This is a genomic window from Chryseobacterium sp. C-71 (assembly GCF_020911865.1).
In the GTDB taxonomy this organism is placed as follows: domain Bacteria; phylum Bacteroidota; class Bacteroidia; order Flavobacteriales; family Weeksellaceae; genus Chryseobacterium.
In genome coordinates this window covers 1,386,090-1,398,705 of sequence record NZ_CP087131.1, presented here as the reverse complement: position 1 = coordinate 1,398,705, position 12,616 = coordinate 1,386,090, and the positions used below count along the sequence as shown (strand labels likewise).

Sequence of the window (12,616 nt, the reverse complement as noted above, 5' to 3'; positions counted from 1 at the left end):
CAGAGTTATATTTTGTATCTTTGCACACTCAAAATAGAAAGATGCGTACAAAATCTGTAGGAAAGAAAAAAATAAATATTGTAACCCTTGGTTGTTCCAAGAACGTTTACGATTCGGAAGTTTTGATGAGCCAGCTTAAAGCTAATGGAAAAGAGGTGGTGCATGAAGATAAAGGCGATATTGTGGTAATCAATACCTGCGGATTTATTGATAACGCAAAAGAAGAATCTATCAACACCATTCTTGAGTATGTTGAGGCGAAAAATAGAGGTGAGGTTGAGAAAGTTTTTGTTACAGGTTGTCTTTCTGAGAGATACAAGCCAGATTTAATAAAAGAAATTCCTGATGTTGATCAGTATTTCGGAACAAGAGATTTGCCGATTTTATTGAAGCATTTAGGGGCAGATTACAAACATGAGTTGGTAGGAGAGCGATTGACGACCACACCAAAACACTACGCATACCTTAAAATTTCCGAAGGCTGCGACAGACCTTGTTCGTTCTGTGCAATTCCTTTGATGAGAGGCGGACACGTTTCTACACCAATCGAAAAATTGGTGAAAGAATCTCAGAAATTAGCTAAAGTTGGAGTGAAAGAATTGATCTTAATTGCTCAGGATTTGACCTATTACGGTTTAGATATATATAAGAAGAGAGCTTTGGGCGAACTTCTGAAAGAATTGGTAAAAGTAGAAGGAATCGAATGGATTCGTCTACATTATGCTTTCCCGAGCGGTTTCCCGGAGGATGTTTTAGATATTATAAGAGAAGAGCCAAAAGTTTGTAATTATATAGATATCCCGCTTCAGCACATCAATTCAGATTTATTGAAATCGATGAAACGTGGAACGACACACGAAAAAACAAACGCTTTATTAGATAAATTCAGAGAGAAAGTTCCGGATATGGCAATCAGAACGACTTTAATCGTAGGTTATCCGGGTGAAACTGAAGAAAGATTTCAGGAATTGAAGGAATGGGTGAGAACGCAGAAATTCGATCGATTGGGATGCTTTACTTATTCTCATGAAGAAAATACAGGAGCTTACGTTTTAGAAGACGATATTCCTCAGCAAGTGAAAGAAGCAAGAGTAGAAGAGATTATGGAATTGCAGTCACAGATTTCTTGGGAGAAAAATCAGACTAAGATTGGTGAAGTTTACAAATGCGTTTTCGACAGAAAAGAAGGAAATTACTTTGTGGGAAGAACGGAATACGATTCGCCAGACGTAGACAATACGGTTTTGGTTCCTGCAGAAAATACATATATCTCAATTGGTGATTTTGCCAATGTAAAGATTACTTCCGCAGAAGAATTTGATTTATATGGTGAACTTGTGTAAAGTACAATAAGATAAAAAATGAAAACCAATGATTAAGTCATTGGTTTTTTGTTTTAAATATTTTTCGAATACTCTTTTTTTATTTTGGCAGCTTTTCCGCCCTCCGTTCCCGCTTTTTTGCAAATTTCCGAAGCTTTATCCTTGCTGTAATTTGCAAAAAGAGCTTCACTCAGGTCGGGCTGTTGCAATTCGATGTATAAAGCGTGAAAAATCATTAATTAAAGCGTTGATGTAGATATTCCCCAAATTCTTTTCCTGCAGAAAATATTGAGATTAGGAGTACAGCCAAAATTAAAACGAGTAATATCTTGTTATTTTTCAATTTTTCCATGATGCTTTTCATCAATAAGTAGTTGGTTTTTTTGATTAGTTACAACCAGATTTTAGTAAAATCACAATTTTTTAATTAATTGATTTTTAAACTGTTGTAAACTAAATCCGTCTCCAGATGATTTTAAAGCAGTTAAATCCGTTAACTTTTTGTCTGTAATTTTAACGTTTTTTAACATACCTACTTAAATGCCCTGATAATAGGCAGTTAGAATTTTATTTAAGATATTTTTAACTTTTATTTAAGGCTTGTTAACATTTAAAATAGGTGAGTAAGAAGTTTCACTATACTTTTGCCCTGTCAAACAATAAAATAATTCAAAATGATGAAAAGATTCATTCTCGTAATCATAATGATGATTTCAACACTAGGTATCTATTCTTTCAAGAATGATGCCGAAGATGCGAAGAAAACAAGTTATGCGTCGTACTACCACGACAAGTTTAATGGTAGAAAAACAGCTAGCGGAGAAATTTTTAATAATTCAAAACTAACCGCAGCACACAGAACGCTTCCTTTTGGAACCGAGATCAAGGTAACCAATCTTAACAATGGAGAAGAGGTAATTGTAACGATTAATGATAGAGGGCCTTTTCATTCATCAAGAGCATTAGATATGTCTAAAGCTGCGTTCGATGAAATTGGGGGAATACAAAAAGGTATCATCCCAGTAGAGTACGAAATTGTCGATTAAATTTAATACGATTCTTAAAAATTAAATAAAGCCAGCTGATTCAGCTGGCTTTAATGTTTTTAGACGTTTACTTCAATTAATGCTGGGCAATGATCAGAATGCACGGCTTCCTTTAAAATAACGGCTCGTGAAAGCTTATCTTTCAGAGAATACGACGCAAAGTTATAATCTAGTCTCCATCCCTTATTATTGGCTCTTGAATTTTGTCTGTAGCTCCACCAAGTGTAATTATCAGGTTCCTGATTAAAAAACCTGAAACTGTCTATCAATTCGCATTCGTTAATGAAATTCGTCATCCATTCTCTTTCCATAGGTAAAAAACCTGAAGTGTTTTTCAAGCCTACCGGATTATGAATGTCAATCGCTTCATGGCAGATATTAAAATCTCCGGAAATAATCAGATTTGGAATGTCTTTCTTTAAGTTTTTAATGTATTCTAAAAAATCATGGCAGAACTGCATTTTAAATTCCAGCCTTTCAATATTAGAAGCTGACGGAACATAAACTGAAATCACAGAATAGCCGTCAAAATCTGCACGGATGATTCTTCCTTCATTATCATAGCTTTCAATTCCGCAACCGTATTCTACGTGATGAGGTTTTGTTTTAGAAGCAATTCCGACTCCGCTGTAGCCTTTTCGCACTGCTGAATGCCAATAACTATGATAGCCGATTTTCTCAAGACTTTCGATGTCTATTTGATCATTGCCGGCTTTGCTCTCCTGAATGCAGATAATGTCCGGATCCGCAGTTTTCAGCCAGCCCAGAAAATCTTTTGTAAAAGCGGCTCTGATTCCGTTGACGTTGTAGGTGATTAATCTCATAATTAAAAATAGAATATAAAGAGATGAAATTTTATTACCACAAAAATAACAAAAGAAATGCTTGAAAAAAGAACTTCAAAAGCTTACAAAAATGTAAGGTCTTTATTTTACAAATTACAAACTTTCATTGCTGAAAAATATTTTGATTCTTCTGCTGTTAAAAAAAAATAGGTACTTTATTTAAAAACGAAAAAAGCTCGGGCGGAAAAAATCGAAGATTTTTTCCGCCCGAGCCCAAAATTATAACTATGAAAAAAAACTATTTTGGCTCCAAAATACTGATTGGAATAATACATTCTTCTAAAGAAATTCCTCCGTGCTGATAGGTTTCTTTATAATAATTTACAAAATGATTGTAATTTTTTGGATACGCTAAAAATGTGTTGTTCTTAGCGAAAATATATTTCGAACTTAAATTTCCTTTAGGTAAAAATATTTTTTCAGGATTGGTCACTGCCCAAACATCTTTCTCGTCATACGTCAAGCTTTTCCCTGTTTTATAACGAATGTTGGTTGAGGTTTCTCTGTCTCCAACCACACGACTTGGTTTTTTAACGTAAACAGTTCCGTGATCGGTTGTGATAACTAATTTATAACCACTTTCTGCAGCCAATTTGATGATCTTGATTAAAGATGAATTCTCAAACCAGTTAGAAGTCAACGAACGGAAAGTTTTATCATCTCTGATCAATTGGTCAACAATATGATTGTCGGTTTTAGCATGAGATAAAATATCAATAAAGTTATAAACGATCACCAAAAGGTCATTATTCTTATGCTGATTAAAATCTTCGTAAATCTTTTTCTCAAAATCGGCATTCAGAACCTTTAGATATTTCATCGATTTAGAATTCAAACCAATTCTCTTCATTTGATCTTCTAAAAAATCACGCTCGTATTCGTTTTTGTTTCCGTCTTCATTGTCATTAAACCATTTATCCGGAAAACGTTTTTCAATTTCTGAAGGAAGCATTCCTGCGAAAAATGAATTTCTTGCATATTGAGTTGCTGTAGGAAGAATACTGTAATAATAATCTTCAGATACTTTATTGTAAAATTTAGTAAATAAAGGTTCAATGACTTTCCACTGATCGTATCTTAAATTATCAACCATCAGCAAAAGAACTTTGTCTTTCTCAACTTCAGGTTTTACTTTATCTCTGAACAACGTGTGACTCATCAATGGCTTATCACCGCCATTCAACCAATCTTCGTAATTATTTTCAATAAATTTAGCGAACTGGATATTAGCTTCTTCTTTTTGAGATTGCAGCAAATCTGCAAATTCGTTATCGGCAACTTTATCAAATTTCAATTCCCAGTTGACGATTTTTTTATAATATTCTGCCCAATCCTGATATGTTCTCAAATAAGAAAGTTCCATAGAAAGGTTTCTGAATTCCTGCTGATACTGAATAATAGTTTTCTGCTCTACAAGATTATCTTCCTGAAGATTCTTTTTTAGAGATAATAATATTTGATTAGGATTTACCGGCTTCAAAATATAATCTGCAATTTGAGATCCGATTGCTTCTTCCATGATGTGCTCTTCCTCACTTTTCGTAACCATCACAATTTTCAGAGAACTGTCTTTCTCTTTAATCATTGGTATTGCTTCAAGACCAGAAATTCCGGGCATGTTTTCATCAATAAGCGTCAATGCAAATTTTTCTGAATCTATCAATTCTAAAGCCTCGTTCACATTATTTACTGGAGTTACGTGGTAACCCTTCTTTTCTAAAAATACGATATGAGGTTTGAGTAAATCTATTTCATCATCGATCCATAATATTTTTTCTGACATAAAAGTTTAATTTTTTCTATGGTTATTGTATCAAAACTGCGACCAAAAGCCTTTAACAAAAGCCAAATTGATACGCCTAAAAGTTAAATCTTAGTTAAAGATATTTTTGATTTTAAATATAAAATATGTGGTATGAAGATAATCTAAAATCTCCGGTTTTAAAAGCATTATTAATAAAAATTCATCCGATTAAATTTCTCAATTTTCTCTGAATTAAGTTTAATACCTTAATTTTGCATTCATCACAGTTATTTCAATGCAGAACAAGCTTAAAATTATCAACGATCCTGTACATGGTTTTATTAAAATTCCTCACGAAATTTTATTCGATATCATAGAGCATCCTTATTTTCAGAGGTTAAGAAGAATTTCGCAGACCGGACTTTTAAACCTAATTTTTCCAGGAGCCACGCATACCAGATTTCATCATGCTTTAGGAGCCATGCATTTAATGTTTACTGCTTTGGAAACTTTAAAGCAAAAAGGAATTCAGATTTCCGAAGATGAGGAAAAAGGAGCGATGCTGGCAATTTTAATGCACGACATTGGTCACGGTCCGTTTTCTCATGCATTGGAAAATATGTTGATGGATGACTGGCATCACGAAAATCTTTCTTTATTATTAATGAATCGATTAAATGATGAATTTAACGGACAGCTTTCAACTGCAATAGAGATGTTTCAGGGAAAATATCAAAGAAAGTTTTTTAATCAGCTGATCAGCTCTCAATTGGATGTCGATCGTTTAGATTATTTGAAAAGAGACAGCTTTTTTACAGGAGTTTCTGAAGGTAATGTGAATACCCAAAGAATTATTTCAATGATGAATGTCTGCGAAGACGAGTTGGTGATTGATGCGAAAGGTGTTTATTCGATTGAAAATTTCCTTACTGCAAGAATGTTCATGTACTGGCAAGTGTATTATCATAAAACATCGGCTTTGGCAGAATTTATTTTGGTTAAAATTTTAGAAAGAGCAAAATATCTGGCTTCACAAGGAGTAGATTTGCCCGCGACTGAAAATTTAAAGTACTTTCTGAATCGTGAAAAAAGTGAAGAAACGGATGAGGATGTGCAAAGATTTACCCAAATGGATGATAATGATATTATTCATGCGATGAAACTTTGGCAGACTTCTGATGATTTTATTCTTTCCTATTGGTGTCAATGCGTAATTCAGAGAAACCTTCCGAAAACGATTATTTCTTCGCAGCCTTTCGATCCGGAATTTGTAGAGGAGAAAATAAAAAGCACCAATGTGTTTTTGGGAATAGACAATGCTCACGAACTTGTACATGAGATTGAAAGAACGCTGTTGCCCTACAATACAGAAAAACAGCCTATATATTTATTACAGAAAAGTGGAAAAATATTAAGACTTGACGAGTCTGAAGACCAGCTTTTATCTGGTTTGATTACCAATAAAACTACACGCTACATTCTTACTTTTCCAAGACATTAATGAATTTAAATTCTTAAAGAATATTAAAATCTGTATTCCTCAAACTAAAAAATGTTGGTGAATAATAGAATTTGTTATCTTTGCAGAATATGGAATTCACAGCTTCGCAAATTGCGAGTTTTATTGACGGAAAAATTATAGGTGACGAAAATGCACTTATAACAGGAGTTTCGCCTATTGAAAGTGGGGAAGCAGGGCATCTTTCTTTTATTGCCCAAGAACGTTTTTCGCATTATTTAGATACTTCAAATTGTTCCGTTCTTATCGTTTCGGAAAATATTTTAACTAAAGACAGTTACGACCAGACGATCATTGCTGTGAAAGATGCTTATCTTTCTTTTCAGGTTCTGATGAATTTATATCAGGAAATGCAGGGAAGAAAAGAAGGTGTTGAAGACGGTGCTTCTATTCACGATACCGCAGTGGTAGGTGATAAAGCGTATGTCGGAGCATTTACTTATGTTTCTGAGAAAGCCAGAATCGGGGATGGATCACAGATTTATCCTCAGGTTTATATCGGGAAAGGTGTGAAAATCGGCAAGAACTGCAAAATTGACAGTGGTGCCAGAATCTATGATTACTGCATTATTGGTGACAATTGTGTCATTCATTCCAATACAGTAATTGGTGGTGATGGTTTTGGTTTTCAGCCTACTCCTGAAGGTTTCAAAAAAATTCCTCAATTAGGAAATGTGATCATTGAAGATGATGTTGAAATTGGTTCAAATTGCAGCATCGACAGAGCAACCATTGGTTCAACGGTAATAGGTAAAGGAACTAAAATCGATAACTTGATTCAGATTGCACACAATGTAAAAATTGGTCAGAACAATGTGATTGCTTCACAAACCGGTATCGCAGGATCTACAATCGTTGGTGACTGGAATCAGATTGGCGGTCAGGTTGGCATCGTAGGACATATTAAAATTGGAAATCAGGTGAAAATTCAGGCACAAAGTGGTGTGAATTCTCATGTGAATGATAAAGAAACGGTTTACGGTTCGCCGGCAATCAGTTATAACGACTATCTTAGAAGTTACGTTCATTTCAGGAATCTTCCTGAGCTCGTAAAACGAATAAATAATCTTGAGAATAACTCAAAAGATCAGACTAATGAGTGATATGCAAAAAACACTTCAGGAAGAGGTTACTCTATCCGGAATTGGCCTTCATACTGGTAAAGAAGTAAAATTGACCATCAAACCTGCTAAAGAAAATACAGGTTTCATCTTCGTAAGAACAGATTTGGAGGGTCACCCTCAGGTTGAAGCTGATGTAAACTATGTTGTAGCAACTGAAAGAGGGACAACTCTTGAAAAGTTAGGCGTAAAAATCAACACTTGCGAGCATCTTTTAGCGGCATTGGTAGGTTGTGATGTCGACAATGCTTATTTGGAGATGGATGCTTCAGAGCCACCAATTTTAGATGGTTCTTCTAAATTTTTCGTAGAGGCAATCGAAAGCGTAGGAATTGTAGAACAAAAAACTGCCAGAGAATATTTGGTAGTGAAAGAAGTTTTGAGCTACAGCGATCCTGCAACCGGTTCTGAGATTACAATTATCCCTTCAGATAATTACGAAATTACGACAATGGTAGATTTTGGGACTAAAGTTTTAGGAACTCAAAATGCTACTTTAAAAAATATTTCAGAGTTTAAAGAAGAAATTTCTTCTGCAAGAACATTCAGCTTTTTACATGAATTAGAAATGCTTCTTGATCACGGTTTGATCAAGGGTGGTGATATTTCAAATGCGATTGTATATGTTGATAAAGATCTTACTGCTGAAACAACAGAAAAATTAAAGAAAGCCTTTGGTAAAGATCACGTTGCGATCAGACCCAACGGAATTCTTGATAATTTAACTTTAAACTATCCAAACGAGGCTGCAAGACATAAATTGCTTGATGTAATCGGTGATTTAGCTTTATGCGGAGTTAAAATTAAAGGTAAAATTATTGCCAACAAACCGGGACATTTTGTAAATACTCAGTTTGCCAAAAAACTGAACCGTCAGTGGAAATTGCAGAAAAAGAAAAACGTTCCTGATTTTGATTTAAATAAAGAACCGGTTTTCGATATCAACGGAATTATGAGGTTAATGCCTCACAGACCTCCTTTTTTATTGATAGACAAGATTCTTGAGTTATCAGACACTCATGTGGTAGGTTTGAAGAATGTAACGATGAACGAACCTTTCTTCGTGGGGCATTTCCCGAAAGAACCTGTAATGCCTGGAGTTTTACAAGTTGAAGCTATGGCTCAGACAGGTGGTATTTTGGTTTTGGCAAGTGTACCGGATCCTGAAAACTATTCTACTTATTTCATCAAAATGGATAAAGTAAAATTCAAGAGAAAAGTAGTTCCGGGTGATACTATGATTTTCAAAATTGAATTGATTGAACCAATCAGAAGAGGTATCGTGCACATGCAGGGTTACGGATATGTTGGTGACACGATAGCAGTAGAAGCTGAGCTTATGGCTCAGGTTGCAAAAAATAAAGTTGAGTAAATGATTCATCAATTAGCCGCCGTTGATAAACGTGCAAAAATCAGTAAAAATGTAATTGTAGAACCGTTTACTACCATTGCAGGCGATGTGGAAATAGGTGAAGGTACCTGGATTGGATCTAACGTGACAATCATGGATGGTGCAAGAATCGGGAAAAACTGCAGGATTTTTCCTGGAACTGTAATTTCCGCTATTCCTCAGGATCTGAAATTTGATGGTGAAGATACGCAGACCATCATCGGTGATGATACAACGATCAGAGAATGTGTTACCGTAAACAGAGGGACAAAAGCTTTAGGTTATACTAAAATTGGCAGTAACTGTCTGATTATGGCTACCTCTCATATTGCACATGACTGTGTGATAGGTGATCATGTAATCATTGTTAACGGATGTGGTATTGCAGGTCACGTAGAAATAGGTGACTTTACGGTAATGGGTGGCTTAAGTGCTGTTCACCAGTTTGGAAAAATTGGGAAGCACGTGATGATTTCCGGAGGAACTTTAGTAAGAAAAGATATTCCGCCTTATGTAAAAGTAGCGCGTGAGCCGATGTCTTATGCAGGAATCAATTCTGTAGGTTTGCGTAGAAGAGGATTTACCAATGATAAAATTTTTGAAATTCAAAAAATTTACAGAGCCATCTTTCAGATGAAAATGAACGTTTCTCAGGCAGTTTCACACATCGAGAAGGAAATGCTTCCAACAGCTGAAAGAGACGAAATTCTACAGTTCATCCAAAACTCTCCAAGAGGTATCGTAAAAGGATACGGAACAGGGAAAGAATAATTTAAATTTACAATAATGAAAACTCTAATCTTGATTTTTTCAGCATTTTCAGCATTTGCTTTTGGGCAGCAGAAAAGAAATTTAGAATTAATCACTAATGATTCTCTGGCGGTTAAAAATGTGAATTCAATTTTAGACTATTCCAAAAAGACATATTTCAGGTTTGGTACTGATTTAAGTTTAAAATCAGAAGTCCAGTACAATATCAATCAGTTATTAATTAACAATAATAACTTTGACAATGTAAATGGAGGTCGTTATGGTGATAACTCCCATCCGTGGTCGTTATTAGAACCTAGATTAAATATCATCAATACTCAGGTTAGAACATTAACGTCTATTCCCGTTTACAAATCAAAATAAAAAAACATACTATAAATAAATGGCAACAAGTAACGATATCAAAAAAGGTCTTTGCATAGAATACAGCAATGATATTTTTAAAGTAATCGAATTTCTTCACGTAAAACCAGGTAAAGGCCCTGCTTTCGTAAGAACAAAATTAAAATCAGTAACCAACGGTAAAGTAATTGATAACACTTTTTCTGCAGGTCACAAGATTGATGAGGTAAAAGTAATTACAAGAAAATTCCAGTATCTTTATGATGATGAGAATGGTTTCCACTTCATGAATAACGAAGATTTCTCTCAATTATATTTAGACAAAGAAATGATTGAAAACTCAAATCTGATGAAAGCAGGTGAGGAGGTTACGATCATTTTGAAAGAAGCTGACGAAACTCCGCTTTCTGCAGAATTGCCACAGTCAGTTTATCTGGAAGTTGTAGAAGCTGATCCGGGTGTAAAAGGAAATACAGCAACTAACGCTCTGAAAAACGCTATCGTTGAAACAGGAGCAAGAGTAATGGTTCCTTTGTTCATCGAAGCGGGCGACAAAATCAAAGTGAGCACAGAAGACGGTTCTTACTTAGAAAGAGTAAAAGAGTAATCTCATACAATATCAGAAAGCTGAAAGCATTAAACTTTCAGCTTTTATTTTTTTTATGGCAGCTTTTTCCGCCCTCCGTTCCCGCTTTTTTGCCTCCGCTTTGCTGCGGCAAAAAGAGCTCCACTCAGGTCGGGCTGCAATGGACACAGAAAAACAAATTTTGCTAGAGTTTCAGATCTTGGCAAAGTTAATTTAACTAAAGCATCATTAGAAACCTTGTCAAGGTTTTAAATCTTCACAAGGTTGATTTAAAACAAACATCATTAAAAAATATGACGTTTCATCAGCCACAAAAACTAAAAACAATCGCAGATCTTATCGGAGCAAAATTTGTGGGTTCCGAAGATTTTCAGGTTTTTGGTACCAACGAAATTCACAGAGTAAAATCGGGTGAAATTGTATTCGTAAATCATCCAAAGTATTATGATAAAGCTTTAAACTCAGCTGCTACCATCATCTTAATCGATAAAGAAGTAGACTGCCCGGAAGGAAAGGCTCTTTTAATTTCAGATGATCCGTTCGGAGATTTCAATAAAATCAATACCCATTTCACCAAAATCTACAACTTCACAGAAACACTTCATGATGTAGAAATAGGAGAGGGTACAAAAATCCATCCATCCGCAGTCCTTGGAAACAACATCACCATCGGAAAAAACACCATTATCTTCCCGAATGTTGTGATAGGCGACCGCACGGTAATTGGAGATAATGTCATCATTCAATCCAACACTGTTTTGGGGGGCGACGCATTTTATTACAGAAAATTAGACGGAAATTTTGACCGTTTAATCTCCGTAGGAAATGTCATCATCGAAAACAACGTAGAAATCGGAAACGGCTGTACCATTGACAGGGGAGTTACAGATTCTACCATTATTGGTGAGGGTTCGGTTTTAGATAATCAGATTCAGATTGGTCATGATACGGTAATTGGTAAAAAATGCTTAATTGCTTCTCAGGTCGGCATTGCAGGTTGTTGCATCATCGGTGACGAGGTCACTTTATGGGGACAGGTCGGCATTGCTTCCGGAAACAATATCGAAAGTGGTTCTGTATTATTAGGCAAAACCGGAGTCAACCGAGATCTCAAAAAAGGAACTTATATTGGTATGTTTGCAGAAGACTATAAAACTTATCTGAAAAAAGAGGTGAAGTTGAGAAATCTTGAGTGAGAATCTGAAATTTCTAAGTCCAGAAATATATTTTGAGAATAGAAACTAATACCGGAAGACTTTTGCTAAAGCAGATTGTTCTCCGGTTTAATCTTTTAAGATGGGTTCTTATACTCAGGTTTTTTCTTTCGATAGAATTAGTTCCAAATCTTTTGGTTTGATGAATTTCTTTTGGAATTAAGTAGTGATAATTTATTAGCCTATCCGTATAAATCATTTCAGGATTAGAATTGAGCAGCGTGTTTACTACTGTGCTTAACGTTTTGTTTGTTCTTTTCCCAATATAAAAACCAGCCACTATTTTACATTTTTTATCAATAGCATAAACCAGCCATTGCGGGTTGATTTTTTTCTGATGAAAAATCTCATTTCATCGAGCTCATAAGATTGATAAAATGAAATTTTAGGTTGACTTATATCATCTGCAATCTTAATAATTCTTCTGAGTAATGTTGTGGTGGAAATATTTAAAATTCTGGCTGTACTTCTGATTCCTAAACCTTCCTTCGCCAGTTGAATTATTTTTGAATTGATGTTCTTTTTATAGGCCTTATAACTGTAAAACTCTATAAATCTTTTATTACAATTCTTACAGATGTATTGTTGTTTTTTAGTCTTTGTAGTTCCGTTTTTAATAATATTTTTTGAATTACAGTTTTCGCAAATTCTAGTATCACTAACTCTGATACACGAGGAATGATCTTCAGTCATTTAGATCTATTTTTATCGCCAAA

At 34.9% G+C, this 12,616-nt stretch carries 14 protein-coding genes; 9 read left to right on the top strand and 5 right to left on the bottom strand.

Annotated elements, in window-relative coordinates; genetic code table 11:
* The first annotated feature begins 41 nt into the window (after positions 1-41).
* Positions 42-1,343, top strand: a complete 1,302-nt coding sequence (gene rimO / locus LNP04_RS06290; RefSeq protein WP_229985701.1) for a 30S ribosomal protein S12 methylthiotransferase RimO — start codon at positions 42-44, stop codon at positions 1,341-1,343.
* A gap of 53 nt (positions 1,344-1,396) precedes the next feature.
* Here the strand turns inward: rimO and LNP04_RS06285 are convergent, their stop codons facing one another.
* Positions 1,397-1,558, bottom strand: a complete 162-nt coding sequence (locus LNP04_RS06285) for a hypothetical protein (RefSeq protein WP_229985700.1) — start codon at positions 1,556-1,558, stop codon at positions 1,397-1,399.
* Positions 1,559-1,996: 438 nt separating this feature from the next.
* Here LNP04_RS06285 and LNP04_RS06280 point away from each other — a divergent pair, with 438 nt between their 5' ends.
* Positions 1,997-2,368, top strand: coding sequence for a septal ring lytic transglycosylase RlpA family protein (locus tag LNP04_RS06280; protein ID WP_229985699.1), 372 nt, complete (start codon positions 1,997-1,999; stop codon positions 2,366-2,368).
* A gap of 59 nt (positions 2,369-2,427) precedes the next feature.
* Here the strand turns inward: LNP04_RS06280 and LNP04_RS06275 are convergent, their stop codons facing one another.
* Positions 2,428-3,192, bottom strand: a complete 765-nt coding sequence (locus LNP04_RS06275) for an exodeoxyribonuclease III (RefSeq protein WP_229985698.1) — start codon at positions 3,190-3,192, stop codon at positions 2,428-2,430.
* Positions 3,193-3,451: 259 nt separating this feature from the next.
* Positions 3,452-4,996: a bifunctional response regulator/alkaline phosphatase family protein gene (locus tag LNP04_RS06270; RefSeq protein WP_229985697.1), complete on the bottom strand. Its 1,545-nt coding sequence runs from the start codon at positions 4,994-4,996 to the stop codon at positions 3,452-3,454.
* A 256-nt stretch (positions 4,997-5,252) separates the two neighbouring features.
* Between LNP04_RS06270 and LNP04_RS06265 the strand changes: the two genes are divergently transcribed.
* From LNP04_RS06265 to LNP04_RS06235, 7 genes are all read left to right on the top strand, one after another.
* On the top strand, positions 5,253-6,458 hold the full coding sequence (locus LNP04_RS06265) for an HD domain-containing protein (protein WP_229985696.1): 1,206 nt from the start codon (positions 5,253-5,255) through the stop codon (positions 6,456-6,458).
* Between the two features lie 89 nt (positions 6,459-6,547).
* Complete coding sequence (gene lpxD, locus LNP04_RS06260; RefSeq protein WP_229985695.1) at positions 6,548-7,579, top strand: UDP-3-O-(3-hydroxymyristoyl)glucosamine N-acyltransferase; 1,032 nt, start codon at positions 6,548-6,550, stop codon at positions 7,577-7,579.
* The gene (locus LNP04_RS06255) at positions 7,572-8,969 is read left to right on the top strand and encodes a bifunctional UDP-3-O-[3-hydroxymyristoyl] N-acetylglucosamine deacetylase/3-hydroxyacyl-ACP dehydratase (protein WP_229985694.1); all 1,398 of its coding nucleotides are present in this window, start codon (positions 7,572-7,574) and stop codon (positions 8,967-8,969) included. The genes lpxD and LNP04_RS06255 overlap by 8 nt, the downstream gene beginning before the upstream one ends.
* Entirely contained in the window at positions 8,970-9,758 is a 789-nt protein-coding gene (gene lpxA / locus LNP04_RS06250; protein WP_129534663.1) for an acyl-ACP--UDP-N-acetylglucosamine O-acyltransferase, read from the top strand.
* A gap of 15 nt (positions 9,759-9,773) precedes the next feature.
* Entirely contained in the window at positions 9,774-10,121 is a 348-nt protein-coding gene (locus LNP04_RS06245) for a hypothetical protein (RefSeq protein WP_229985693.1), read from the top strand.
* 19 nt (positions 10,122-10,140) lie between these two features.
* Positions 10,141-10,707 (top strand): elongation factor P, encoded by a 567-nt coding sequence (gene efp / locus LNP04_RS06240; protein WP_229985692.1) that lies wholly within the window; start codon positions 10,141-10,143, stop codon positions 10,705-10,707.
* A 272-nt stretch (positions 10,708-10,979) separates the two neighbouring features.
* Entirely contained in the window at positions 10,980-11,882 is a 903-nt protein-coding gene (locus tag LNP04_RS06235) for an LpxD N-terminal domain-containing protein (RefSeq protein ID WP_229985691.1), read from the top strand.
* 13 nt (positions 11,883-11,895) lie between these two features.
* Here the strand turns inward: LNP04_RS06235 and LNP04_RS19520 are convergent, their stop codons facing one another.
* Both LNP04_RS19520 and LNP04_RS19515 read right to left on the bottom strand, forming a co-directional pair.
* Positions 11,896-12,180: an IS1 family transposase gene (locus LNP04_RS19520; RefSeq protein WP_324292109.1), complete on the bottom strand. Its 285-nt coding sequence runs from the start codon at positions 12,178-12,180 to the stop codon at positions 11,896-11,898.
* The gene (locus tag LNP04_RS19515) at positions 12,180-12,593 is read right to left on the bottom strand and encodes an IS1-like element transposase (RefSeq protein WP_324292108.1); all 414 of its coding nucleotides are present in this window, start codon (positions 12,591-12,593) and stop codon (positions 12,180-12,182) included. The genes LNP04_RS19520 and LNP04_RS19515 overlap by 1 nt, the downstream gene beginning before the upstream one ends.
* Positions 12,594-12,616: the final 23 nt, after the last annotated feature.